At 55.7% G+C, this 26,835-nt stretch carries 18 protein-coding genes; 4 read left to right on the top strand and 14 right to left on the bottom strand.

Translation table 11 applies throughout. The features are described from left to right. Positions 1–33 precede the first annotated feature (33 nt). The 6 genes from ABD931_RS16135 to ABD931_RS16110 all read right to left on the bottom strand — a co-directional run bounded on the left by ABD931_RS16135 (position 34) and on the right by ABD931_RS16110 (position 11,054). On the bottom strand, positions 34–1,440 hold the full coding sequence (locus ABD931_RS16135; protein ID WP_345268841.1) for a DUF2135 domain-containing protein: 1,407 nt from the start codon (positions 1,438–1,440) through the stop codon (positions 34–36). Beyond that, positions 1,437–3,641, bottom strand: coding sequence for a S8 family peptidase (locus ABD931_RS16130; protein WP_345268840.1), 2,205 nt, complete (start codon positions 3,639–3,641; stop codon positions 1,437–1,439). The genes ABD931_RS16135 and ABD931_RS16130 overlap by 4 nt, the downstream gene beginning before the upstream one ends. 20 nt (positions 3,642–3,661) lie before the next feature. Continuing rightward, positions 3,662–6,460, bottom strand: coding sequence for a virulence factor SrfC family protein (locus ABD931_RS16125; RefSeq protein ID WP_345268839.1), 2,799 nt, complete (start codon positions 6,458–6,460; stop codon positions 3,662–3,664). A gap of 63 nt (positions 6,461–6,523) precedes the next feature. After that, entirely contained in the window at positions 6,524–7,399 is an 876-nt protein-coding gene (locus ABD931_RS16120; RefSeq protein ID WP_345268838.1) for a hypothetical protein, read from the bottom strand. Between the two features lie 3 nt (positions 7,400–7,402). Beyond that, positions 7,403–10,543 carry a virulence factor SrfB gene (locus ABD931_RS16115; protein ID WP_345268837.1) on the bottom strand — a complete coding sequence of 1,047 codons (3,141 nt, stop codon included), beginning with the start codon at positions 10,541–10,543 and terminating at the stop codon, positions 7,403–7,405. 19 nt (positions 10,544–10,562) lie between these two features. Continuing rightward, positions 10,563–11,054: a hypothetical protein gene (locus ABD931_RS16110; protein ID WP_345268835.1), complete on the bottom strand. Its 492-nt coding sequence runs from the start codon at positions 11,052–11,054 to the stop codon at positions 10,563–10,565. A gap of 280 nt (positions 11,055–11,334) precedes the next feature. Here ABD931_RS16110 and ABD931_RS16105 point away from each other — a divergent pair, with 280 nt between their 5' ends. Then, positions 11,335–12,033: a hypothetical protein gene (locus ABD931_RS16105; RefSeq protein ID WP_345268834.1), complete on the top strand. Its 699-nt coding sequence runs from the start codon at positions 11,335–11,337 to the stop codon at positions 12,031–12,033. Positions 12,034–12,111: 78 nt separating this feature from the next. Then, complete coding sequence (locus ABD931_RS16100) at positions 12,112–13,065, top strand: hypothetical protein (protein ID WP_345268833.1); 954 nt, start codon at positions 12,112–12,114, stop codon at positions 13,063–13,065. Here ABD931_RS16100 and ABD931_RS16095 read toward each other — a convergent pair. The 4 genes from ABD931_RS16095 to ABD931_RS16080 all read right to left on the bottom strand — a co-directional run bounded on the left by ABD931_RS16095 (position 13,056) and on the right by ABD931_RS16080 (position 16,770). Next, on the bottom strand, positions 13,056–14,543 hold the full coding sequence (locus ABD931_RS16095; protein WP_345268832.1) for a C1 family peptidase: 1,488 nt from the start codon (positions 14,541–14,543) through the stop codon (positions 13,056–13,058). The genes ABD931_RS16100 and ABD931_RS16095 overlap by 10 nt on opposite strands. Positions 14,544–14,572: 29 nt before the next feature. Next, positions 14,573–15,415, bottom strand: a complete 843-nt coding sequence (locus ABD931_RS16090) for a tetratricopeptide repeat protein (RefSeq protein WP_345268831.1) — start codon at positions 15,413–15,415, stop codon at positions 14,573–14,575. Further along, positions 15,403–16,005 carry an RNA polymerase sigma factor gene (locus ABD931_RS16085; RefSeq protein ID WP_345268830.1) on the bottom strand — a complete coding sequence of 201 codons (603 nt, stop codon included), beginning with the start codon at positions 16,003–16,005 and terminating at the stop codon, positions 15,403–15,405. Before ABD931_RS16085 ends, ABD931_RS16090 begins: the two co-directional genes overlap by 13 nt. 156 nt (positions 16,006–16,161) lie before the next feature. Further along, entirely contained in the window at positions 16,162–16,770 is a 609-nt protein-coding gene (locus ABD931_RS16080) for a hypothetical protein (protein ID WP_345268829.1), read from the bottom strand. A gap of 77 nt (positions 16,771–16,847) precedes the next feature. Between ABD931_RS16080 and ABD931_RS16075 the strand changes: the two genes are divergently transcribed. Continuing rightward, entirely contained in the window at positions 16,848–17,543 is a 696-nt protein-coding gene (locus ABD931_RS16075; protein WP_345268828.1) for a LuxR C-terminal-related transcriptional regulator, read from the top strand. Positions 17,544–17,565: 22 nt separating this feature from the next. On the opposite strand, the gene ABD931_RS16070 is transcribed toward ABD931_RS16075, so the two are convergent. Both ABD931_RS16070 and lpxK read right to left on the bottom strand, forming a co-directional pair. Further along, positions 17,566–19,542: a sensor histidine kinase gene (locus ABD931_RS16070; RefSeq protein WP_345268827.1), complete on the bottom strand. Its 1,977-nt coding sequence runs from the start codon at positions 19,540–19,542 to the stop codon at positions 17,566–17,568. A gap of 145 nt (positions 19,543–19,687) precedes the next feature. Continuing rightward, a complete protein-coding gene (gene lpxK, locus ABD931_RS16065; protein ID WP_345268826.1) occupies positions 19,688–20,710 on the bottom strand; it encodes a tetraacyldisaccharide 4'-kinase in 1,023 nt (340 codons plus the stop codon). Between the two features lie 95 nt (positions 20,711–20,805). Here lpxK and ABD931_RS16060 point away from each other — a divergent pair, with 95 nt between their 5' ends. Beyond that, positions 20,806–21,912: an o-succinylbenzoate synthase gene (locus ABD931_RS16060; RefSeq protein ID WP_345268825.1), complete on the top strand. Its 1,107-nt coding sequence runs from the start codon at positions 20,806–20,808 to the stop codon at positions 21,910–21,912. Positions 21,913–21,982: 70 nt separating this feature from the next. On the opposite strand, the gene ABD931_RS16055 is transcribed toward ABD931_RS16060, so the two are convergent. Further along, entirely contained in the window at positions 21,983–23,545 is a 1,563-nt protein-coding gene (locus ABD931_RS16055) for a RagB/SusD family nutrient uptake outer membrane protein (protein ID WP_345268824.1), read from the bottom strand. Positions 23,546–23,577: 32 nt separating this feature from the next. Continuing rightward, the gene (locus tag ABD931_RS16050; protein WP_345268823.1) at positions 23,578–26,823 is read right to left on the bottom strand and encodes a SusC/RagA family TonB-linked outer membrane protein; all 3,246 of its coding nucleotides are present in this window, start codon (positions 26,821–26,823) and stop codon (positions 23,578–23,580) included. Between the last annotated feature and the right edge of the window lie 12 nt (positions 26,824–26,835).

Here is a 26,835-nt window from a genome sequence, read left to right as displayed (position 1 = left end):
CGGGGGTTGGAAAAGGTTATCAACGGAAATTTATCAGGAACGCCGAAGGCTAAACCGGTCGACAAACACCCGTTCGCCTTCCTGGTGAGCCTCCCGCTGCCGCACGTACTGCTCATTGCCGTGCAGCACCGTCACCTCAAACGGAATGGGTGTACCTTTGGGCGACCGGCGTTTGAAGCAGACAACTTCAATGGTGTAAAATCCGGGATGCGCTTTTTCCCAGTAGGCGTTTTCCTGGGGGTCGCTGGTAGCCGTTGCCTCATCAGCATTGGCGTCCAGGTCCAGAATACCCGAACAGTCGTTGTAGGTCACTTCGCGTTGCTGAAAATTCAGGCGATTACCGCCCGGATCGGTCACGTGCAGATCCAGATCGTCGGTGGAGAACCAGCGCAGATTGACACTGAACGCCCCCCGACGCCCACGCAGGCCGGACGGGTTAAGCTCGATAGTATGCGTAGCGGCATCGGCCTCGATTTCAACACGCTCGTCGGCATACGACGGATGCGTCACATAGGCTACTGCTTTCTCCCCGGCCAGCAACAGCACCGCATCGAACGCAACGAGGCCCGCATCGGTCGTAACCTGACTATCATCAGTGTTTTCTGTTGTAAGGCGGACGGTGGCCCCGATCAGGGGTTGTCTGGTTTCCAGATCGATAACCCGCAGGCTAAAGGCTTCCCTGTCGAGCTTCGGCGCTAAGGCCAGAGTGGTGATGAGAGGGTAAAACCCATCAAACAGCAGGTCGCCAACCGTTCGTTCGGCCTTCAGCGTAGTAGCTGCGGTCGCCAGCGACGGGGCCGATGCCTCCACGGAAAACAGAAGCGGATCAACCGGCACCACAGCCTGAAAACTCGCGTTTCCCTCGCTGTTGGTCAGTAGCCGATACGTCTGTCCACCATGCCCCAGCGTTACCGTCGCGTCGGCAACCGGCGCGTGGTCGGCAACCCGCACTACCTTGACATTCACCATCAGGCGGGGAGCCGTAAACTGCTTCATCAGCCGGCGAACCAGACCGTGGGTGGCGCCGAAGTCGCTGCTCAGGAACCCCCACAAAATCAGCACCGGCCGTTTGCCGATCAGGTACAGGTGGGCGTAGTTCGGAACCTCAAAACAGTCGTCGAGCATCCGGCGCAGGTCGTCGGCCTCGTGGTACCGCTCCAGTTGGGTGTACGCCAGATCGGCATAGTAGCTGAGCACTTTTCCGGCTTTCTCCTGCCAGTCGGGCGATAGCTCAGTATAGGGCACAACCCGACCCGGCAGGTCACTAAACCAGCGGATCTGGCCACCGTCGATCACCGGCTCGGCAAATACCGCATGGGCTTCACCACCAGACAGCAGTTCCCGCAGGGTTTGGTACCGTCTCACACTTTCCCCCACGTTGGCACCAAAGACGGGCCGCAGCCCCAGGGTCGTGGTCGTGGCAATCAGTTGCCGGTTCATGGCTGCCGTTTCAGTTTGGCAATTTCCTGTTTCAGGCTGTCGATAGTCAGGGCGCAGGCATTCCTCGGCTCCCGGCGGCAGGCATCCAGGGCCTTATCCAACTGAATGAGCGGCCCTACCGGCCTACTCGTCCGGTCGATAGCCGGAAGGCCGGTACTGACCAGGATGTCGCGGATGCGGTCGGGGGCCAGGTCGGGGCGCAGCGAGCACATCAGCGCCACCCCACCGGCTACGATCGGGGTAGCCATGCTGGTACCGCTCATGTAATCGTAGCCTCCGCCCGGCACCGCATTATAAATCTTCACTCCCGGTGCCGAAACCGTAGCCAGCTCTCCGAAATTGCTGAACGGAGCCCGCTGCGATCGACCGCTCTGACCAGGTAAATCGTCGGCCGACACATTGATGGTATACCGTGTAGCGTTCATCGGATCGAAGCCGGCCGGGATATTCTCATTACCCGTAGCTTTCACAATCACGACCCCGTTCCGACTGGCTTCGCCAAAGATAGTCTCGTACAACTGCCGTTCGGTTTGGTAGGCCGGACTGTTCTGGTAAGCCGCCAGCACGGCATTTTGGTCTGCTTCCGACATGGCCGCCAGTTTTGCCGCTATATCAGGCGGAATGCTGCTGCCCAGGGACAGACTGATTACTTTGGCTCCGTTCTGAATGGCATATTGAAGGCCGAACACAATGGCCAGCGAACTCGGTTTGTCAGAACCTACCTGAACGGTCATTACCCGGCAGTTGGGTGCAATGCCGGACGTGCCGGCCTGGTTATCGGCCCGCCCGGCCACCGTGGCGGCCACGTGGGTGCCATGCCGCCCACCAGCCGGACTCAACACATTGACTTCGCCCGATTCGGAGGTCATGTTGCGCGGCTGCACAATCTGGGTCTGTAGTTCCGGATGGCCGGTATCGAAACCACCGTCCAGCACGGCCACCGTTACCAGAGCGGAGCCGCGGGTAATGTCCCAGGCTTCAAATGCCCGAATGGCCTTAAAATACCAGTTTTTATCCGGGGCGGCCAGATCCGGATCATCCGGAATACTGCCTGTCTGAAAAAGCCGCTCGTCGAAAACCAGGTATACCTCGGGCATTTTCCGGAGCCGGTCCCGCCATATGTCCCGCTGCTCGGCCGGAAACTGAATCTGAAGCGCATTCAGCAGCGTATCGAACGCCGTAATCTGCAAACTGGTATCGGTATATTGTCCTTTGAACTTGTCGGCAAAGGCTACCAGATTCACGTCTTTTTTCAGGAAGATGTTCAGTCGGTTACCCACCAATGGTTGCCGGAGCGAATCGGCCGGATCGGTCACCACCTCGGCAGAATCCACCGGCGCTACCACTCCCTGCGGACGGTCGGGCAGATTCGGGCTGATGGTTCGTCCGGTAGCAGGTATTGCTCCCTGCGCCACGCCGGGTGCCCAGACGAGCCGCCCCCATTGGGTTGGCCAAAACCAGTACAAAAAGCCCAGCAGGAGCAAAAACAGCAGCAACCCCAGCAGCCAGCCGAACCGTTGGTACCCCCCGACCGGCTGAACGACTCCGCCCGGTACCCGGCGCCACCAGACCCAGCGCCACCACCACCGCCGGTCGCCTGTCGGCTCTTTCACCGGCGGAACCACAACGGAGGGGGCTACCGGCTCCGGCCGGGAAACCGGGTTCTCCACGGGCGGGGGTACGGTTGGGGGCGAGGCCACCACCTGGTGTTTGAGGTACTGGCTCACCCGGAAGCGATCCTGACGACTACGGTCCGATTCAAAGCCCCAAAGAACCAGCACGGCCTGATCACCGCTGGTCAGGACACATTCCGGTCCGGGTACTTCGATAGCAAGCCGCAGCAGGGTTCCCAACTGTTGCGTTTCCGACTGCGGAGATCGTTCGAATTCATCGGCCAGCTGCCGAATGGCCGAGAGCTTCTCGTTGAGCAGTTGGCTGACCCGGCCGCGCTCCTGTGCCGGCAGCGCCGGCAAGGGTGTTCCCTGCCTGAAGCGTTCGGTGTACCAGCGGGCCTCGGTTCGCGTCTGTTCGTAAGGCGGAGGAATAAGGGGTTCCGTCAGCAATTGCGCGTAACTGTCGCCCAGTCGGCTGCGGAGTACATCCCGGAGTTCGTGGTAGCGGGTGTACACCGGCTGCGCCAGCCAGATAACCGGCCGGTAGGCAGAAAGCGGGGTACTGAAAATGGGAAATTGAGCGGGCATGGCGTATACGGGCTATCGGACTACCGGCACTGGTAACCCAGTTCTTTGATAATGGCATCGAGTAAGCCGTTGATCCGGGCCTTTTCGGGGTCGGTGAGGTTAGCCTCGCGCAGGACGTTGTATTCAAATGCTTTATCAAACCCGCTGAACCACTGGCTGTACAGGGACCGGGCCGGATCATCGACGGTCGGATTCAACTCGTTCTTGGCCGGCACCTGTTTTAACTGGCCATTGTAGATTGGTGTCACCTCATTGGGGGCCGGTTGGTACACAGCCTTGTTGCTGATCTTATCTTCGGCGCTCACCCGCGACCACCCCAGCGTATTCACAAAATCGTTGATGGTAGCCCGGCCCAGCGTCAGCACGACTTCCAGGTTCTCGGATTGCTGAATATAGGGGACAACCTCGTTGGCCACCCGGATTTTCAGGCTGTCCCGTTCCATACTCCGTTCCACCTCATCCGCCAGCATAGTGACTTCATTTTCCACCAGGCCAAACAGCTGCTGAAACTGCCGGTCGGTGCGCAACTGCTTTAGCTGCGCTACCCATTGCCCCAGCAGACTTTCGGCGTAGCGGGTGGCCAGCATCGTTCCGGTAGACGGTTTTGGCGCAGACACCGGGCTGACGGGTTCGAGATTCAGCAGGTCATCGATAAAGAGATCGTCGAGGTCGTCGGATGCCGCCGGCGCACCCGCAGCTTCCGACTGCTTCAGAAACAGGTCCGGCTGACTCATCACCTGGCGTACCAGCTCACGATCCCAAAAGCCTACCCCGTTTCCGTTTGTAAACTGCTCGGCCACGGTCAGCGTAGCCAGAAAACGACCAAATTTCTTTTCCCGGATCAGGCGCCCTACCGGTTTTCGAAGCTGGTCTCGGCGTTCGCGGGCGCGTATCAGCTTCTCGTCCACGGACCCGCCCTCGTAGTGATGGCATAAGGCGGCCCCGATTTCCTGCCGGATCTGGTTCAGGGCTTCCCGAATCTGTTCCTGTTTGATGGCCGGGTGGCAGGCCGGCATCAGGTATTTCAGCAGGTAATCGATGCCGTTCCGGCCGGGCCGGGTCGCTTCGTACCAGGCGGTGAGAGGGTCATGAAAGTGCCGGATAATATGTTCGCTGTTGACAAACGACTGCTCCATATCGGCAAACGCCGGCTCATACACCGGATTGTAGCTTTCTACCCCATCTACTACCTGGTACGACAGTTTGCAGTACCGGGGGTCCCGGATCATAAACGTATTCTTAAAACTTTCGCTGAGTCCACTCCAGCTTCGCGTCCACTTATCCACCGACACTTTCTCAAACTCCTTATCGAAGAACCGATCCAGCCGTTTATCCCAGATATGGTCATACAGATCGGTTCGGCCTGTCTTCTTGGGGTCACATTCATCAATCTCCACATTAATTTTTGTCAGGACCAGAAAGAACGGATTTATGCGGTCGACACCCACCCGGTACTCTTCCGGAACCAGACGTTTCAGCGTCCGCTCCCGCTTCTCCCGTTCCTCGGTTGTACGCCCCACATTCATGCTGACCCAATGGCTGATCATGCTGTTGATATTGAGCGTACCTTTCACTTCCGACTGCATATTGTGCATGCAGTACAGCAGGCTGCTGATTCCAAAGGAATCGTTGTAGGTGTTGAAGAGGTAAAACACCTTTCCCCGCAGAAAGGGGTCCATTTTTTTTGACACATCCCTTTCCTGCTGAAATACCACTTCGGGCGAACCCTCCATACTGCGGGCACCCGGAAAATCAAGGATATCAGCATGTTTCAGAAACCGGCGGTCCGGATGATTTTCCAGCGCCCTGGGCAGGGGCAGCACCAATTCGGCGGTAAGTCCTGTCAGCACGCTCCGGCTGAGCGACACCTGATTTTTTTCACTGGTTGTTACGGTTACGGTACTGCTCTGGGTATTGGCCAGGTCCATCTCGTACAGCCGCATCACATCCACAATGGTCTGCTTCTGCGGAGCTACGGCCTCCAGCCCCACCCATACCTCGGCGGTAAAATCCAGGTCGGCCAGACCCTGAGTAAGCCGGCTGAACAGATTGGTCATAAACTCATCTTCGTGCCAGAGCGGGGCAAAAAGCTGCCACCGATCACCGGGCCGCAGGTACTGCACCAGAGCGGATACTTTCTCCCAGTAACTGTACCGGCGCAGCGTGCCGATCAGGTCCATCCCCCGAAAATAGGTGGCCAGATAATCCCGCAGATCCAGAATGTCATCTTCCGACATTCCGGGTTGCCTGACCGCTTGCCGAAGGCTCTCCAGCCGGTTCAGTCGCTGATCCAGGTGCTCGGCCGTCAGTTTTTCCGGGTACGAGGAGTTGATGATGTTGTACTGGTAGCCGATGGCCATGGTCTTCACAATGTCCAGCTGGCTCAGCAGGCGTACCAGATACCCTCCCTCATTGTTCTGGTGGCTGGTGGTGAAGCGCGTAACCACGCCGGTTGCTTCGGTACCGCCCCCGACGGGGTTGATGTCGTCGATAAAACTGATGGGGCCGTCGTGGCCGATAATCTGGCGGACGGTTTCTGCTGGGATGCCGGGCGCTTCAATCTGCAGCAGCGATTGACCGGGAATCCGGGCCAGGTTAGACACCAGATACGATTTACCCACCTGGCTGATGCCGAAAGTGGCAAACGCCGGCCGCATCCGGGCCGCCTGTTCCAGCCGTTTGGCGCGTCGGCGCAGCTTGCCCAACTCATCAATCGTGCTCAGCCGCTTTTCGGGTTCTTCGTAGTGCGTCAGCCACTCGGTTCCGCGCCGTATAATATCCTGTAATTGGAGACTTTCCTGTGATAGAGTAGAAAACATAGTCGTTGGTTTCAAAACGGTTTTGGGTATTTATTCCCAGACTGCCGCTGGGGTTATCAGCGATTAGTCGGTAATGATGTCGGCATAAATCACGACCGTGCGCGACTGCCGGCGAATCACGGCAAACGAGCGGCCCTCCCGCACGGTATTCCCCCCGAGCCCCTGGATGTTGTGGATGGCCGGATCGACCTGCTGCGTCTCTTCGGGCGATACAAACACGTACTCATCGAAGTGGCCCGACGCCCACCGGGCTACCTGATCCAGCAGGGCTCGTCGTTGGGGGATGTACAGGCCCGAGAGTGCTTTTAGCAGATTGCTCAGCGCCTGATGCTGTTGCCGCACGGCATCCTGGGGTGATTCGGGCGACTGTCCGGCGAGGGTTTGCAGAGTGTTCCACTCGCCCACAAAAGCCGTCAGAAACGCGTGGAGGTCGGGCGTAGGTGATTCGGTCGCTTCAATGAGCAGATCGCGGATGCGCTCTTCGCCGGGCCGGCTAAAAAACAGCCGGACAAAATGCTCGGCCGGCAGCCGGGTAGCCAGCTCTTTGCGCAACCGAAATACTTCTATTTCGGCCTGCTCCCGACCGGTTTCGGCGGCCTGTTTCTGCGTCAGCACCTGCTGGAGCGTGCGCTGCTGCTCTTCCTGTTCCCAGCGCAGGTTTTCTATTTCCTGGAGCAGTGGGCGTTGCAGCGTGCGCGGGAGCTGCGTGATCCGCTCCCCAACGATTTTGATGTCATCGGAGGTGAGTATGGTCTGCAAACCCCGGCGCAGCCAGTCGCTGTCGGTCGTGTTCTCGTCGGCATACGGCAGAGCCAGATCGGGATTCTGCCGCAGCCGTTCGACGCCCTCGGACCCCAGCAGATCGCGGAGGTGGTTCACTAAACCATCCAGGGCGGTCGTCGACTGCTCGTACGGGGTAGAATCGGGTGGAGGAGTCATGCCTTAATAGAGGTTCAGGTAAAAATTTCCCGTATCGAGCCAGTAGCCGTGCGGGTCCGTGAGGGTACAGGCCGTTAGCTTCAGGGCCGGAATATCCCTGCCGGTTTCGGGGTCCAGCACCGTCAGGTTGTTGCGCAGAATAAGTCCTTCTTTATCGCGCAGACTGGGCCGGCCAATCCGAACCCTGAGCGGGAGCCTGGGCATGAGCAGGGTTCGGGCGCGTTCGCTGTCGAACTCGATCTTGTACAGGGGCGTGGCAATCCATTGGTCCGTCGCCATCTGCCGCATACCGAGGAAGGTATCTTTGGCACCCGTCAGCTCGAATTCGTCGAGGGGCTCAACGGCCGAATCGTCCGGTACGGCTACCACATGCTCGTTTTTCACGCGGGGCGGTTGTCCGTCGGTGAGCAGCCCGATATACTCAGCCGTAGACGACATCCGGGTTGCCAGCAGGCGCGTATCCAGCCGGAATCCGTTCAGGTGGCCCAACTCCGACAACAGCGCGATGGCGGCACCGACCGAAACGCAGGTTTTAGGATCCTTGATCGTATACTCGTGCGGGTCGCTGAACGGATACCAGAACTTCTCGCTGGTTGCTACCCGGATGCGGTTCATGGGGACAATGCGGTCGGGCGACACCGGCATGTTTTCCAGAAACATCTCCAGCACCACCGGCAAGGTCGAGGGCTTGCCCGACAGCAGCACGTAGTCGCAGTTGTACTGGGCGATAATGCCGCACAAATCCCGCAGCATCGTGCCGATTACGTTGCGGATGGCTTTGTGATTGATGTCTTCCGGGTTAACCGTCCAGCTCATCAGCCGAATATCGAAGCCATCGGCACCTTCACGCCGGAAGCCATCGTTGACGTACTGCAGGACGCTGGGAATGGGCATTTCGTGCTCCGCAAAAAACTCGTCGAAGGCAACCTGCCGGGTCTGGTGAGGATTGGCCGTAATTTGTCCCATCATACCCTGGGCCACTACGGTAGCCACCTGATTGGCAAAATGCTTTTTGAGCGTGCGTTTAGCCTCGGTATCGGTACTCTGGAATGGCCCGAACAGGGAATACAGCACCTGACCGGCCCGGCTACAGCCCAGCCGCCGGGCTTCCTCGGCAATCTGGGGCAGCACGCACTCTTCAATGAGTTTCTTGATGATATGATCGCCGGCCAGGTTAAAGCCCTCCCAGAATACCGGATTCTGGTAAAGGCTCGTGACCGCGCCCGGCTCGTATTCGTAATGGCCAATCATGAGGTCGGTGGTGCCCCCTCCAATATCCACGCTGGCAATCATCAGGGACTTATGGGCAGGGTCGAGATCGTCGGCCCGACGGCGCCCCATCGTTTCAAAAAACAGGGGGGCATTCTGCGGACCAAACCGGTGAACAATCTCATTGTACATGAACACCAGCTGGCTACAGGTGGCTTCGTCGTACCCCCACGATGTCCGCAGCCGCAGGGGATCGTGGTTTTCCCGCAGATCTTTCAGGTTTTTTGGAATCCGGTCGGCGTTGGGGTCGTTTTCGGCCAGTCGTTCGTAATCCGGGATGATTTCCAGGTCGGGCGAAATCAGCTTGTATTTATCGCCGTAGTAATTCCGCAGGGCCTGGAGGGCATCCGATGCGCACTCGCGCAGCTTCACCCGTTCGAGTTTCGGCATGGCCGTGGGGCAGGTCAGCACGATCCGGCGTAACCGACGCGGCACGCCGGCTTCTCCGCGCTCACTCCGAAACTCGAAGCTGTTGATGTAACTGAGCGTCTGGAGCAGAATTTCGGTCAGCGCAAACGTCATCAGGGCACTTCGGGCGTACAGGGGGTTCTGCCCACTCCGGTAGATAAGCCCCGAGCCGTTGGCTTGTTTGTTGGCCTTATCCACCAGCAGCCCTTCGGTGGTAAACAGATTGGCCAGGGGCAGGCCCGTTGCCGAATTCTGCATCAGTTCGGTATTTTCCGAAAAATAGCCCCAGGGTTTCTCCCGCTTTCTGGTGTCCCACAGGTAGCGTTTGGGGCTCGAAAAGGTCATTTCGTACTGGTCGTTTACGGTTGGGCTATCCCCGAAAATCACCCCGTAGCGGGTTGCCTCCGCCCCCACGCGCACCATGCTGGGCCAGCGGAACAGGTAATCGTCGGTGAGGCCCTCTTTCCGCCCGAACAGCGCTTCCATAAACGCCAGTTTCATTTCAAACGGCTTATTGCTGCTCTGGGTCGGGTTGCGGAGCTCGCGGAGCTTCAGCCGCCGGGCATCCGTCAGAGCCAGTTCGGCATCGCGCTCGCGGGCGCTGCTTTCCAGCACCAGGCCGCAGGTGCGCGAATTGCCCACATCCAGCACCAGGTTTACATCGATGCTGCGGTTCAGGGCGTCCTGCTGCAGGGTTACCACGGGCCAGCCACCTGCCTGCTCAATCAGTTTAAGCAGCGTCATGTACAGACCCAGGTGCAGCAGGTGGTAGGGCTCACTGCTGAGCTGGCGCGGAATCCGGTTTTTGCGTTTGGTAATGACTTCTTTCAGCCAGTTGTTTACCCGCTCCTGCGACAGAAAAAAGCCGTTGGTGTCTTCGTGGGTGGCACATTTGAAGCGGGTATTGCCTCCTTCAGGATCGCTGGAGTCCGGCACATCGTAATAGGTATGGTTCAGCCGCGGGTCATATTTGTCATCGCAGTGGGTATCAAAGGCCAGCACCAGTTTGTGGGTGTACGGGCTGCCGTCGGCTTTTTCCTGCGAGCTGATACGGCCCAGGTACATACGCGCCCATTTTTGCGGCCCCGGCATCAGTTTGCCGGCATCGTAATGATCGGTGCGGAAATACGGCAGCGGCAGCCACACATCTTCCAGGATATCCAGCGCATACCGCCCCTGTAAACTGATCAGGTGATCTTCCCGGATGTAGTTCAGGCTGGCCGGATTGATTTTGCTTTCGTCGATGGTGCGGTCGAGCCGGAAAGCTTCCGCGTTCAGATCCAGCCGACTTACGTACCGCCCATTTTCGAGCATGTAGGGCACAATCAGATACACCCGGTCGTTGTCGGGGTCTTCCTGCTCGGCGTATTCGAACCGCAGTCGGGGAGCGGCACTGGTGTCGCCAAGATTCAGGGGAATATCGATAAACTGGATGCCGGAATTGGCAATCAGGGAGGTCATATTCATAAAAAGGGACGCTATACGGTTAAACGTTTCGGTAAACAAGCTCAAAATGGTCGCCCGATCCGCATTTGCGGCACACGACGGCATCCAGACGGTTCAGGGAATTGCAGACCTGACCGTCTGCCAGGTTGCGGCAGATTTTGTGCTCATCAACCGGCGGAGGTACGATACTCACCGGCTTCAGCCGGACGTACTGCTGGCGCTCCTGCCAGCCGTCGAGGCCCAGCCATCGTCCGTTTTGCTCGATGGTGCAGAACGTTCCGCCCGGAAGGGGTGCAGCCCCGCCCGATTTGCCCAGGGAGATACCGGCCTTTTGCGGAATTGATTGCAGGCTGGTGAAATCGGCCTCAAACTGACCGGAATCCAGATGAATACGCACCGACTTGCCGGCGCTACCGGCCAGCTGGTTTATAATTTCTTCCTGGAGCAACTCATACTGCTGATTCAGCGGGGGAAACGTGAGCGTTACTTTTCTGAGGTTTTGGGCGGGTTGCTCCCATACGACATGTGGCATACTTTGATGGCGGTTTACTGCAGGGTTGACTGGAAAAGTTGACTTTGAACGGGGAAAATCGGCCGGCGAACGGTGACTTTTACGTAGGTCCTAAATTGCTGGGATAGGCTTTCTGTCGCAATACCATATTCCATGATTCTTTCTACGGCTTTTCATGATTTTATAATTGATATACAGGCCTTTTCGGCAGATTGTGTAATATTGACCTGCCAGACCTGTCAATTCATCCATTTATTCCAGCTACCTGATTTAGTTATCAGCCTATTCAGAAAATTTTTATATGGATCCCTCCACTACCCCGCCCAAAAAGTATAATCCCTATTATTTACCCAAGCCGGAAGGGTGCGATAAACAAACCGATTGCCCGTACCAGTCTATGCCGCAAGTGTTGCAACCCTCCGATTTTGGGAGTACTACGATGATGGAGTTTTCGGACAGTTACTGCTCCACCTGTAAGCGGGGATTCAAACCGGTACCGCCACCAGAACCTCCTAAACCAACTTTAAAAACGGAACCGGTGCCGGTTGTCCCCTGGTATCGTAAATACGCGTGGGCCCTGCTGCTGATGGTGGCCCTGCTGGCGGGGCTGCTGTACTGGTTCTGGCCCGATTCTGCTCCACCAACCGTAGCTCAGCAAACACCAACTCCCCCTTGCCCACAGGGAGAGGTGGTAGCAGGCAAAGACACCTGCGTGAATGGAATCAGCTATGCAGTGGTCTGTAACGGACGTGGCGGGTATGAAACAGGCGGGAGAATAGGTAAATGCCCCGGTTCAGATGAACCACCGATTGTAGTTGCCCGAAAAAAAACAACGAAACCAGCCGTCGTTTACAGACCGGGTGAACCGTATGTGGTAAAACGGAATGGGGAGTGTCGCATTGAAGTGTATGATGCCCAGGGCCGGCTTGCTTCGTTTGGGCCAGTTCCCCCCGAACGACTCGGCGAATGCGCCAATGCCCGCCCGGCAAAAAAGCTATAGTGCGCCTTCTGTTGATAACCAAACACCGCTACCAGTTATCAATGGGTGTTCAACGCTAACGCAACCTGCTTTACATCCATGAAAACGACGCTCTACGTACTCCTGATGCTGGCTTTGCCTTTTACCGGGGCGGCTCAATCGCCGGCCAATTACGTTCGGTCCCAAACGTTTGTGTATGAGGGAACCCGCGACACGCCCCTCACCACTAATTTTGTGGTGGAAAAAGACGAGTACGTGTATATTGAAGTCTCCGGCGATGTCTATTTAGGTCCCTTTACCCAATCTGCTGATGCCACCGGAAAAGTGGCGATGGCCGCTATACTGTATAACAAATACAGTGCGTACAACCACGGGGCGTTGGTATGCCAAATCGGCAATTGGGCTACGCCCTGCCAGGAACTGTTCCGATTTGTCGATGTTACCGATAACCTGGCGGCCAAAGTAACCATGCACACCTTGATCGATCCGAAACGGATGGTTCGGGACCGGGGTATCAATTACATTCCGGGAACGTATTTTCTATCACCTACTGCCGGCCCCCTCGTGTTTGATCTGAACGACACGGACCCCGGCAACAACAAGGGTTCTTTCCGGATTCAGGTGTACGCGATCAAAAAGAACGTGCATTACAACCGGAATTTTTTCAATGTCTGCCCCGCTACCAGACCCTCCGATTACTGGTGGATTGTGGATGCCCTGGTAGACTCGGAGAATGACGACTGGAAACGGGAAGGAACAGGAGCCTATTACCACCGGTGGTCTACCTTCCGGGGCAAAGGCAAGTTTGCGGGTTGCCAGTGCGCTTATTTTCAGGACAATTCGCTGGACACCAGCAGTCCCAAAGCCGGCTCATTTGATTTTGCGTACGCCCTCACCCAGGACATAGTTGAGGGCAATCATTTGCATGTTGTACTGGATATGCTGCCCCACGAACTGTACAAAAAACACTTCCCCGGTGAGCAATACCGGCGTCTGCCGGATGCCAACATCCTGCGCTCACCGGGTGATCAGCCCGGCCCGGGTCAGCGGTGATCGATCAGGACCAGAATGGGTACCAGATTACCACCAGCTCCCGGTTCAACGGTAAACGCAATCCGGTTTGGTTGATACGTAATCCGGGTATAGTCGATGGGACTCTCCGGCTGGAGCGCTTTCCGCAAGCGCTCCAGCCGGTTATTGCCGGTGGCGCTGCGCAGATTCCGGCTAAGCCGGCTGGTCTCTACCGGGCTGTTGGCAAACAGCAGCAGGAAATAATCGGTGCCGGTTACCTTATCGAGTTCAATGGTATTGGTGGGCGGATACGCCACCGTAGTGTTGGCCCCCAGCAAGGGGCTGTAATCGACAAGCTTACGGTCGGCCCGCTGCTCCGTATACGGAAAGAGCCGGGTGAGGTCAGACTGGGGCCGGTCGTCGGTGCCGAAGGCAAACAGGTACGCTTGCCGGTCGTTGGCGACCAGAAACTTAAATTCATCGCCCGACCGATTCGCTTTGTTCATGCGATAAACGAGCATACCGGCCGTCCGGGAAGCGGCTTCATCGATGTGTAGTCCCATTTCGCCAACCCCCTTCTGCTCAAACTGCACCGCGGCCTGAATGCCGCCGATCGGGTAGGTGTCGGTTTCGGTCATCGGCGGGTAAAGCTGCACGCCGTAGCGGGCAAAAGCAGCCAGATCCTGATAGCGCACCCAGCAAAAGCCGTTGTCGCCCCAGGCCGTTCCCCGGCTGTTGACAATCCGGAAGGCTCCCCCAAACAGCTCATCGTTGTAGCCCAACACGCAGAGGGCATGACCGGTTCCCAGCCTGCCTGTTGTCTGGCGTTCTGCAAGTTTAGCGCCCAGCAGGCTATAATCAGCGTCGCCCGGCTCCCAGATGTTTTTTGTCAGCTTGTCAAACGAAGGCGTGATAACCAGGCTGATAACAACCGGATAGCCCTCGGTCAGCACGTTTTTAAGTTTTGCCAATTTATCGGCAGCCGAATCATCGAGTTGCAGAAACCGCTGCGTTTCGGCCACCCGGTAGCGCTGCGCCTGTGCCTGAAAGCGCCGGGTATCGACCTGATTACAGGCGGGATAGGTCAACAGCCGCAGGGGTACAATGCCGCGCTGGCGAAGCACGGTAGTCGCCAAATCGATCGTGAGGCCCTTCTGACAATAGGGGTCGTTCGGGAGTTTGGCTTCTTCATACAGGTACGTTGGCGAGAACGCCAGTTTAGCGATAGCGGCCGGATTGGTGGTGTTGAGCAGGCGGGCCTCCATAATGGTCCGAAGGTAGTACCCCATTGCAAACGCCAGGCAGGTACCGTGCGGTCCCTGATCGAGCGGGCGGGGGCAGTAGGCCTCATACGATACCTGCGGAGGCAGTTGCTGTAACCCAAATTTACGGACCACCGGGGGTTTGGCTGGTATCCGCAGGTAACTCTCGTCGTCCATAAGTAGGCCATAGTTCTGGGTATCCTGGGCCACAAGGGACAGGCTTACCAGCAGGCCGGACAGAAATAACAGCAGTTTCATACACAAAGCCGGGTGGTTAGCAGGCCTGTTTATCGGGTCAGTTCGTTGCGGAGTCGCCGGGCTTCCGACTGGTACGGATGGCCATTAGTACGGGCAATACGGGTCAGGATAGCCCTTGCCTCGCTTGTCTGATTATTCTGCAGGTACGCCAGGCTCAGGTACCATTCGGCCGCAGCCCGCCAGTGGCCGGGGTAGCCTTCAAGTACCGTTTTTTGCAGAAGAGCCATAGCCTCTGCTGCTTTCTTCTGCGCGAGCAGCCGCGTACCCTGCCAGACCGCAGCCGAATCGCGGGCAATAGCGGCCGAGTCGGTAGTTGCAGCCGCATCGGCCTCATCCGGCAGGTCGGTAGCTATCGGATTCTCCTTTGGCCTGGGGCTAAAATACGCATCGGCAAGCCGCACCGCACGGTCGGTAGTGGGTATGGGAGACGGTATTGGCGTTATCCGGCTGCTGGTATCAGATGGCGTTGGGCGGTCGGTGGTGGAGTCTGTCCGGACCACCGGCGTATCAGATCGTCCGCCCCCCCCGTCGTCATCGTAAAATTTCCAGAAAAGTCCCAGGGAGAGCACTACCATAGCTGCGGCCAGCCACAGCGAAGGTTGTTGCCAGAGCGGCCGAACCGGCGTAGCTATCTCGATTGTTTCTTCCTCGGCGGTCATCTCCTGCATCGCTCTGGCAAACAAAGCCCTGGCTTCCTCCTCGAACGATAGCAGTTCCATACCCCGCCGAATGCGCTGCTGCACCAGTAATTCCTGTTGCAACGCTTCGTTCCGGCTGAGTTGCTCCTCAAAACCGGCTTTTTCGGCCGGACTCATCTGACCCGCCAGATAAGCGGCAATATCATCATGCTGTTTATCCGTTAATTCTTCCATGACCGGCAGTCGTTATAAAATTGCTGAAACAGCCTTGTAAATTCCCGTTTAGCCCGGTAATGGAGGAGTTTTCCGTAACCCTCTCCCTTCTCTTCCATTTGCTCGAAATCCGTTAGTTTAAGACCATTCACATAATGCTCCCACATCAATTTCTTCTGCACCGGCGTCAGTGTTTCATACGCTTTTCGGGCAGCCTGCCGGCGGCACAGATCTTCCTCATGGGGCTCATCGGGTTCCTCGGCCATGCCCGGGGGCGGGCCGGCCTGGTCATCGTCAAATTCCCGGAACAGCGAATCCCAGTCGACCCGGCGGGTGGTTTCTTTCTGCTGCTTTTTCCACCACCCCCGCCACTTGTTTATACAGATAGTTCCCACGTAACCGATGGGTTTATACCCCTGACAAATAAATTTTCCGGACCGGATATCATCCATAAACTGCACCAGACTCTCCTGAATCAGATCCTGAATCGCTTCCGGACTGGTGCCGTAGCTGAGCGCGTGTTTGACAAAAAGCTTGTGCAGGCGTTTGATCAGACAAGTCCAGGCCGATTCGTCGCGCGGATTTTCCCGAACTAACTGTTGACAGAACACCAGGGGGTTTGTTTCAAAAGCCTGACAGGGATCAACAGAACCGGTTGAAAAAGATTTCCGTAAAGGACTAAACATAAAACAGATGACAGAAGAGAGATCAAGTAGCGCTTAAAGCTACTAAAATCTCTCTTATAGCGAAACATAGAATGGACTCGGTCACGCACTTCGGCAAAATGGAGCCAGGTTGAACGGAATGGTTTCACGGGTTACGTACCGGCGCATTTCGGGTACGGTGAAGTTCAGAAAATCGAACCACAACTCGTCGCGGTTAGTGTAGTACTCCCAAATATGGTGAATCTGCCCCGCCACTTCTACATCGCCTTCAAACAACGGGTGCTTCATAACCTGCATCTGAAAATCGCGAAGCTGCATGTGTACCGTGCCCCCAATGAGGTAAGGCCGGTTGGTTGCGTAGGCGTCGGCCAGCATAAACAGGTACACCATCCAGCGACCAAGCCGGCCCAGCGCTTTGACATCCATCCAGATAGCGCCGATTTCGGCCACATCTTCTTCCGCTATTGCCTTTTCCTGAAGCAACCGCAGCTTGCAGTCGGCCGGAAGGACCGAGAAATAGCGGTGCGGAGGATTGGCGTTCACAAAATAGCCCGCAATCCATTCCCCCGGCTGGTTCTGATCCAGAAAAACCCGGACCGTTGCCCGCTCCAGAAATACCGGATCAACGCTGATTCCCTGGCTACGTAGGTGGTAAATCGTAACAAATTGCTGGAGGTCCGCCGGTGTTCGAAGTAACTGTGTCTGTAACATGTTCGCAGGGGTTGATAATTTTCAACCATCTATTGCGATCAGTATAAAAAGTTATCATTGGGTTTCGCTACTTTTGAATGCATGTATACAAAGAAGCCCTGATTGCATATTTAATGGTAAAAGGTAAAATAAAAGTACTACTGCTCGACGATCATAAAGTAGTCATAGACGGCCTGTTAAGTTTATTGCGCGACGATCCACAGATTGACATAGAAGCGGTTTTTACTAAAGGCGAAGAGGCTCTGCAGTTTTTCAGGAAAGGAGCCGGCAAAGAACCGCTGGTAGATGTGGTGGTGGCCGACCTGCGTATGCGCCGGGGCATTAGCGGCCTGGAGTTTGTGGTGCAGTTACGTGCCCTATCGCCCAAGACTAAAGTCCTTATCCTCAGTATGTCGGAAGATCCCAGCGACATTCATGCCGCTGTCAGGCTGGGCGTATCGGGTTATCTGTTCAAAAGTCAGGATGTCGATTTGTTCCGAAAAGCGATCTATGAAGTAATGCGCGACGACCGGCCGTTTATGAGTCAGGAAGTGCTGCGGACGTTCGTAGAATCTCAGGAAGAGCGACAACCTGAACAGATCAGGCAGCTAACCGCCCGGGAAATTGAAGTCCTGCGCTTGATTGCCCAGGAATACACCACCGCCGAAATTGCCGACAAGCTGATTATCAGTGAAGCTACCGTAGATACCCATCGCCGGAATATGATTCAGAAGCTGAAGGTGAAAAGTATAGTCGGGCTGGCCAACTTTGCCATCCGCAATGGTTTGGTATAATACCGGTACCATCAGCAAAGCCTCAGGATAAGACCGGAAACGGTACCGGCCCATTTGGTTTCTGACCAGGCACCAGGGCTGTAAAATCCGGCATGTCAATCGGAATCTGAATTTGGACCCATGTACCCCCTCCCTCCGGCAAACTGGAAATAAACACAGTGCCGTTCAACAGATTTACTCGTTCCTGAATACTGCGCAGCCCTTTACCCGATGGCATCAGATCCGGATCAAAACCGGCACCATCGTCCCGAACACTGAGTTTCAGCCATCGGCGGGTGTCGTCAACCGTAAACCGAATAGTGGCTTCACTCGCCTGAGCATGCTTTAGGATATTGGTAACCAATTCCAGGCAAACACAGTAAACATGAAATTTTGCCGATCGGTTGAGCTGATCTTCTTTCCCGCTTAGCTGTAACACAAAACTGGTTTTACCGGCCCGGTTCAGGCTACTGGTCAATTTGTTTAGACTGCTTCCTAACCCCCGTTCCTCCAGCTCCGTCGGCCAGAAGTTATGGGCAATGAGTCGGATGTCGTCGTAGGCATCCTGCACCGACTGCAGCAGCGAATGCAACGCGTTCCGGTCGATAGCGGGTTGCTTGTCGGCGGTTTTCAGTTCGCCCAGGCGGGTTCGAATACTAAAGAGTACGCTGCCCAGTTGGTCGTGCAGTTCGTCGGCCACCCGCCGTCGCTCCTGAATCTGGCCGGCCATGAGCGCTTCTTCCATTTCGACCTTTTTCCGGATCTGCTGTTCATACGCAGCCATAGCGGCTATCTCCCGCTGACGTTCGATAGACCGGCGCACCAGGCGTTCGTTCCGGATATAGGCCGCTAACCCTACAGACATGAATATGAATTCCAGCAGCGAGCCTATATTCTGCGAGTAATGGGTCAGAAAACTCATACCGGGAATAATGCCAACCCGATTCAGCACAAAGAGGATAAACCCGAAGGCATAACACATAGACGCCAGCACGTAAAACCGGGACGCCAATTGACCTTGCCGCCAGGTCAGCACACCGGCAGCAAACATCCCAACCACCAAGGGACAGGAACTCATCAGGGCAACAAACTGTAGGGACAGCGGAAATACTTCCAGCAGATTGATAATCACAAGCATGGAGCTCAGACTGCATAAAGCCCATAACGTACGATACAGGCGTGGCGTAGCAACCCGCAGGTTGAGTACTCTGGAATAAAAAACAACAAATGTCACAAAAACACCCAGTGAAAACAGCCCCAGACCATGTTCGGCCAGCCAGACAACATCCGGCCACAGATACCGGATACCCAGATTACTGCCACGGCACGCTTCATAAAATATGTACGACAATAAATAAAACCCCAGATACAGGTAATTGACAATGTGGGTAAACAGAAAAATAATAATGTGGTAAAGAAACATCAGTATCAAAACCCCCCAGTACCCCCCCCACAGTAACGCTGCCGTTTGGGCGTATTTCTGAAACTGACTTTCTTCCCAGATTATCAACGGAAAATAATTGTGAAGCTGCCGGTTATCAATCCGGATATACACGGTGTACCAGTCACCCGGTTGAAGTGGAAGCGGGAAAACATAGGTATTAAACGAAATGAGCCGACTGGCACTTCCAAATTGATCTCCAGCCTGGAAAGGATGAGCTCGTCCGTTCCGGTCAATTATATACAGGTTAATTTCTTTTATATTACCGAAGGCAATCTCCAGGTAATGCCGGCTTTCCGGCCGAAAATCCCGACTTGACACCCGAAACCGAAACCAGTAACGGCAATTTGCCGAGACCAAATTTGGTACTTCCCCCAGATTGGCATGAAATTGTTGGGCCATGGCGGGCTTTTGTACATCTTCCAGGGTCAGGTTATTCAGCGAATCAGGCAAAAATTCAACGTGTCGTCCAATGATGTATTTGGCGTGTCCCGGGCTGAGAATTACCGGTTGACTTGCGTGAAGACGGCCGGCGCAGAGGCTGACGACGATAAAGAGCATAATGAACCGGAAGCGCATACGATAGGCTTATAAACCTGGTACAGATTTGTTTGTCAGAAGTTTACATATTCTTTTTGATTAATAAATCGTTTGTACGGAGAAACAGGTGCAAAATCATGGCAGCCTTGAAGTCAACTCATCGGAAGTAGGTATGCGTTCATATTCAACCGGCAACAGTCAGCAGGCTTAGCAACTCTTCCTCCCGGTTCAGAAAGTATACCGCTACCGGCAGGTAATAGAACGGTAGGGTGGCACGCTCTTCTGCGGTTAGTAGAGCGTTGAGCTTTACCCGGTCTTTCTCGGTAGTCAGAATGGCTGCTCCCGGCGGACAAGCCTGCCGGATTTCCGCCAGGTCCGACAGTGTATACGCGTGGTGGTCGCCAAATGTCAGATGTCGGATCAGGGTAAACTGCTGGCGTACGTACGTTTCCAGGCTGACCACACTGGCAATTCCGGAAACCAGCACCACCTCCCGTATGGTGTTGTTCGGCTGGTTATTGGCGTAGGCTACCGGGGCCTCGTACCGCAGACCGGCAAAGAATACCGACGTTCCGGGCCGGGTGTAGCGTTGAATCCGGGCGGCAATCAATTGCTGATCCGAATTTGGCAGGTTGTCCGGACATTTGGTAACGATCACGGCATCGGCCCGGCGGGCACCGTGCCGCCGTTCGCGCAGCCGGCCGGCCGGAAACGGATGATCGGCGTAAAACGGCCGGTTGTAATCGTTCAGCAGCAGATTGACATGGGCCTCTACCGCGCGGTGCTGAAAGGCATCATCCAGAATGACCGTATCAATATCCGGCCGCAGCACCTGTAACTGCGCCAATGCTCCTGCCCGCTGTTCGCCAACGCATACGGTGACGGTTCTGCCAAATTTTTGGTATACTTGCAACGGCTCGTCGCCCAGGGTTTCGGCGGTATCTGCTGGTCCGGCAATCCGGAATCCCTTCGTCCGGCGACCGTAGCCACGGCTCAGCACAGCCAGCCGATGCCCCTCCGCCAGTTGCCGGATCAGGTATTCAGCCATCGGCGTTTTTCCTGTACCGCCAACTGTCAGATTACCAATATTTATGCAGTATTGCGCCGGGCGAAACGACCGTATAAACCGTTTAGTATACAGATGGTTACGTACATCTGTAAGTAACCCATAGAAAGCACCGAAGGGACGAAGGAAGGGATAAGTCAAAAAATAAGCTGGTAATATTTTCGTAATAGTTTCTTTACTTAGTGTCCAAATTTAGCGTTTTTTAAATCCTAAACCGTTCTACGGTACTTCCTTGTATGAGTCTTCGCGCCGACTACCTGAAATACACGCTGCACTTTCGATTTGAAGCAGGTACATCGCGCGGGACCCTCACCCAGAAAGATTCGTACATTATCCGGATCGCCAACGACGATGATATGTCGGTAGCCGGTTATGGCGAGTGCGGCCCGCTCAAAGGCCTGAGTCTCGACGACCGGCCGGATTTTGAAGAGCAACTGGGGCAGATCTGCCAGTATTTCAATAAGCTGGATCTGCAGCTCTTTCCGTTCAATGTACCCATAATCCTGAACCAGTTAATCAGCCAGCAGTTTCCCAGCATTCTGTTCGGGTTTGAAACGGCCATGCTCGATTACCTGTCGGGGGGGCACCGGATTATTTATTCAAACGAATTTGCCCGTGGTCAGCGTACCATCCCCATCAACGGCCTGATCTGGATGGGCAACCGCGAGTTTATGCGCCGGCAGATCGAGGAGAAACTCGCGGAAGGGTATACCACCCTAAAGCTGAAAATCGGGGCTATTGATTTCGAGCAGGAATGTGAGTTGCTGGCTTATATCCGGTCCCGCTTTTCCCCGGAACAGATCACCCTTCGGGTAGATGCCAACGGGGCTTTCTCGCCCGATGAGGTCATGCCGAAGCTTGAACGATTGGCTAATTTCCAGCTACATGCCATAGAACAGCCCATTCGGGCTAATCAGCCCGACATCCTGGCCGAGCTTTGCCGCCATACTCCGGTGCCTATTGCGCTGGATGAAGAGCTGATCGGCCATATGGAATACGTGGATAAGTTCAGGCTGCTAAAAAAGATCCAGCCCCAGTATATTGTTTTGAAACCGACACTGCTGGGTGGGCTTCGGCACTGCGACGAGTGGATCGAGCTGGCCGGCCGGCTCAACATCGGCTGGTGGATCACCTCCGCCCTCGAATCCAGCATCGGCCTGAACGCCATTGCCCAGTATACGGCTCAACTTCGGAATACCCTGCCGCAAGGCCTGGGTACCGGGCAACTCTATCATAATAATTTTGAAAGCCCCCTCCGGATAGAACATGGTCAGCTCTGTTATGACCTCGCTCATCCCTGGAACCTAAGCCTGCTTCAGGAAGAAGGGCTGTTTCGGGGGTAATCCGTACACACCCTCACAAAAAAGCCCAGCCTGTTACAGGCTGGGCTTTTTTGTGAGGGGTTAAAACAGTTTAGTTCGGATAACCCGGATTCTGGGGTGTCAGGTTCGGGTTGTTCAGCATCTCCGGCTTCGGCAGCGGCAGCAGCAGGTGCTTCTCCTGGAGTGGCTGATTAGAGCTCAGGTTGATGTGACCCACAAAGTTGTCGAACCCATTCGTTTTTTCATTATACACTTTGCGCAGCCGCACCATGTCGAACCAGGTGATGCCTTCGTAGGCGAGTTCATGCCAGCGCTCGCGCCATACGGCCTCGCGGAAGGTGGTCTGGCTGAACGTGCCCAGGGCCGGCGTGGTCAGCTGAGCCCGGTCGCGGATGCGCTTCAGGGCAGCATACGCGTCTGCGGTCGGACCACCTACTTCGTTCTGCGCTTCGGCGTAGATCAGCAGCGTTTCGGCGTAGCGAATCACGGGCACGTTCAGGTGATTCTGGCGGGTACCCGGTGCACCGGCGGTACCCAGCGCCAGCCGGTTAAAGTGCTTGAATACATACGGAGCGCCCAACTCGAACGGAGCGCCACTGCCGTTGGTGAAGTAGCTGGTATAGAAGAACCCTTCCTGATTCTTAGCCCGCAAATCACCTTTCTCGTACGAATTGTAGAACGTTAATGTCGGTACCGAGCTACCCGTACCACCCGGTCCGTTAAAGGTTACCGGCTTAAAGTTCGGGAAATAGTTATCCATTGGGTTACCCGCCACCGTGGCGTGGTATTGCAGCATAAACAGATGCTCCACCCGGTTTTCGGTAGCCTCGCGGTGCAGGTCCTCGTAGTTTGTGAACAGGTTGATAACCCCGGGGTTGGCGTTGGCGTAGGTGATCACCTCAAAGGCTTTGTCGGCCGCCAGCTTGTAATGTGATGCGCCTTTGTTCAGCGGGAAGCCCGCCATAGTCAGATACACCTTAGCCAGCAGGGTTTTGGCAGCGGCCAGCGTAACCCGGCCACTAACGTCCATCCAGGGCAGACCGGCAGCTTCGGCGGCCAACAGATCATCTACAATCAGCTTATACACCTCCTCTTTGTTGGCACGCTTCGGCAGGAAGTCTTCAGAACCGGCGGTCTGCGGCTTGGTAATTAGCGGAATATCACCCCACAACTGCACAGCGGTAAAATAAGCCTGCGCTCTCAGGTACCGGGCTTCACCCAGAATTTTCTTTTTCTGCGCTTCAGGCATCGGATTGATCGGCGGCACCCGGTCAATCACCTGGTTGGCCTGCGAAATCACTTTGAACAAGCCGTTCCAGTAGTTAACCACATGAGCGGTAAAACCGTCGTGAACCAGACTGTAGAGGTTGTTGAGATCGGAGTTCTGGGCGGTTTCGGTGGTAGAGGTACCGGTGAGGGCCTCCAGCAACTGCCAGTTCGACGAGAAGATGCCGGCCCCCCCGCCGTAGAACCGCAGGTCGGCGTACACGGAGGCCAGGGCCGCTTCGGCATGGTCCGGAATGGTATAAAAGTTATCGGGCGTCAGGTTAGAAGGTGCCTGCTCATTCAGAAAGTCGGAGCAGCCGAAGGGACTCATCAGCATAGCCCCCACCATCATCGCCTTACTTACTTTTTTTATCACTTTATAATTCATAATAACAGTCACTTTAAGGATTAGGAGTTGAATTAGAAACCAACCTGCAGACCCAGCATGTAGGTGGTCGGCTTCGGATAGTTGTGCCAGATCATACCCTGCGAGAAGGCGCTGTTCCCGTTACCCTGGTTGGTCGGCGTCACTTCCGGATCACCCACGATAGGATCTTCGACCAGCAGGAAGAAGTTCTGCACAGTGGTGTACACCCGCAGGCGGTTCAGCTTCAGCTTGCTGGTAACCTGGCTGGGGAACGTATACCCCAGCAGCACGTTGCGGCCGCGCAGGAACGAACCATTCTTGATCCACTGCGTATCTACGTTAGTTACATAGCCGGCGCGGGTATCCCGGATCTCGGCGATCATGGTATTTTGGTTCTGCGGAGTCCAGGCGTTCAGCACCGAGGTATAGCTGTTGGCCAGCGCCTGCCGGTCTTCGCTCGGGTGCAGGTTCATCAGCATGACGTCGTTGCCGTACATGTACTGGAGCTCCAGCGTGGCATCCAGATTGCCGAACTTGAAGGTGTTGGTCAGGGCACCCCAGCCTTTCGGGCTACCGTTACCGATAATGCTGCGGTCGGCATCTGTTATGGCGTAGTCGCCGTTCACATCCAGGTACTTGATGTCGCCCGGCAGAATGGTCAGACCATTCCGGTAGCTTCTGAATTTGGCCGCTTCTTCACGCTCGGCTTCGCTCCAGACACCCACACGCGTTAAACCCCAGAAAGAACCCACCGGCTCACCCACCCGGATGATGTTGGTCGGGTTGGTGAAGTTCGGACCACCCACATTGAAGATGTCGGCCGGTGTAGCCAGCGACAGCACCTTGTTGCGGTTCATGGAGATGTTGAAGTTAGTATTCCACTGGAACCGGCCGGTGTTGATGTTCACCGTATTCAGGCCCAGTTCAATCCCCTGGTTCTGCATGGAACCGATGTTCTTGCGGATGGTGGCGTAGCCGCTGGTTTGCGGTACCGGCGCATCGAGCAGCATATCGGTTGTTTTGCGGTAGTAGTAATCAGCCTCCAGCGTGACGCGGCCATTGAACAGCCCCAGTTCCACCCCAACATCGGTCTGGGCGGTTTTCTCCCAGCGCAGATCCGGGTTGGCCAGACGGCTGATACCGGTTCCGCCTACGCGAGCTTCATTGTATACGGCCGAGTAGTTAGAGCTTAACAGAGCCAGTGATGAGTACGGCGGAATTTCGGAGTTACCCGTTAAGCCGTAGCTGGCCCGTACCTTCAGGTTTGAGATCGCCGAAATATCTTTCAGGAAAGGTTCCTCCGATACGCGCCAGGCCACAGCCGCCGATGGGAAGAAGGCGAACTTGTGGTTGGCACCGAATTTTGATGAACCATCGGCCCGACCCGTAAACGTAAAAAGGTACTTATCCATCAGGGTATAATTTACCCGGCCAAAGTACGAGTTAAAGGCAAAACGTGACGCGCCTGAGCCCACATTAGGGTTCGTGGCACCCGCTCCCAGGTTGTTGAAGCCAAAGTAGTCGGTGGCGAAGTTATTCACGCTGGCGCTCATGCTGAAAGTATTGGTTTCCTGCCAGGAAATACCAGCTACGGCGTTTATCGAGTGAATATTAGCAAACTGCTTGTTGTAGGTCAGGTAATTCTCCAGCGACCAGAAGCTTTCTTTGTAGTTGCTGGTAGAGGCATTCCCGTTTCCGCCGATGTTCAGGGTCCGGGTCTGCGATTGGTTGTTCTCCTGCGTCAGCACGTTGATCCCAAATACCGTGCGCATCTCCAGCCCCTTAGCCAGGTTGATGTTCGAGTACATGCTTCCCAGCGTCGTCTGGGTATTGAGAATGTACTTTCGGCCCATCAGGCGGTGGTACGAACTCATAGTACCCTCAGCAAACGGATAATCGCGGTTGTTGGCGTAGGTACCATCCTGGTAGCGTACCGGCAGAAACGGAAAATCTTCCACGATCTGACGAGCCACGGCGTCGTTGATGTCGACCAGGTTCTCCGACTGGTTGTTATAGCTCAGCGTACCCCCAATTTTCAGCCATTTTTTCACCTGATCGTCTATCGTAAACCGGCCCGAGTACCGCTTCATGTACGAGGTCTTGATCAGCCCCTGATCGTCGCGGTAGCCCAGCGATAAGGAGTACTGGGTCCGCTCGTTACCCCCGCTGAACCCAAGCTGATGATTCTGCGACAGCTTGTTCTGAGTTGTTTCTTTGAACCAGTCGGTATCGTGCAGGGGATTCAGGTTGGCGTCGAATACACCGGGGTATCGGGACGCGAAGTCCTTCCGGCGGGCAATCGGATCCAGGTAGGCCCAGCGACCGGCAGCCCAGCCGGCGGGGTCATATTTCGCCATATTTTTCCAGGCCAGCATTTCGGTATCCAGGTATTGCTGAGCGTTCAGCACGCGGGGACGGTTGGGCCCGATGGTGTTGACGCTGAAATCGCTATTGTAGGTTACCTGCCCGTCGCCGGCTTTTCCTTTCTTGGTGGTCACCAGGATAACCCCGTTGGCACCCCGTGCCCCATAGATGGCCGTGGACGATGCATCTTTCAGCACCTCAATGGAAACAATGTCGTTGGGGTTGATGTAATCAATGGCCGAGCTGAACTGGTTGAGGGTACCCTGCGGCAGCATTACCCCATCCACCACATACAGCGGGTTATTGGAGGAGTTGATGGAGCTGAAACCCCGCACACGAATGGTGGTACGGCCACCCGGACGACCGGAGTTGGTGTTTACCTGCACCCCCGGCATACGGCCTGCCAGGTTTTGGGCCAGGGAGGGCGCCGGGCGTTCCATCAACTGATCGGCTTTTACGGAAGCGACGGAACCGGTCAGGTCACTCTTACGAGCTGTACCGTAACCGATGATGACCACCTCTTCGAGCATCTTGTTATCGGGTCTCAGGACCAGGTCAAGTGAAGTCCGGTTGCCGACCACTACCTCCTGGGAGAGGTATCCCACAAACGAGAAAATCAGCGTGCCACCGCCGTCGGGTACGCTTAAGCGGTAGCGGCCATCGGCATCGGTGCTGGTTCCTCTGGTGGTTCCTTTGAGCACCACACTCACGCCCGGCAGGCCATTGCCGCTTTCATCTTTTACCGTACCCGTCAGATCGCGGTCGGCAACTACCCGTGCAGGATTCTCAGCGGGGAAAGTACTGGGGGCCGGAGCCGCCACGGACAGGCTAACGCAGAAGAGTGCCGGCAGCAGCAAAGTGCCGGTTGTCCTGAGGTTTCGCACACCAAAGGCATTGGTTCGAAGCCAGTGCTGCGAAAGTAAAGGGTTTTGCATAGAGGTTAGAAT

The sequence above is a fragment of the Nibrella viscosa genome, assembly GCF_039541875.1.
Lineage (GTDB): Bacteria > Bacteroidota > Bacteroidia > Cytophagales > Spirosomataceae > Nibrella > Nibrella viscosa.
This window is presented reverse-complemented; position numbering and strand designations above follow the sequence as displayed.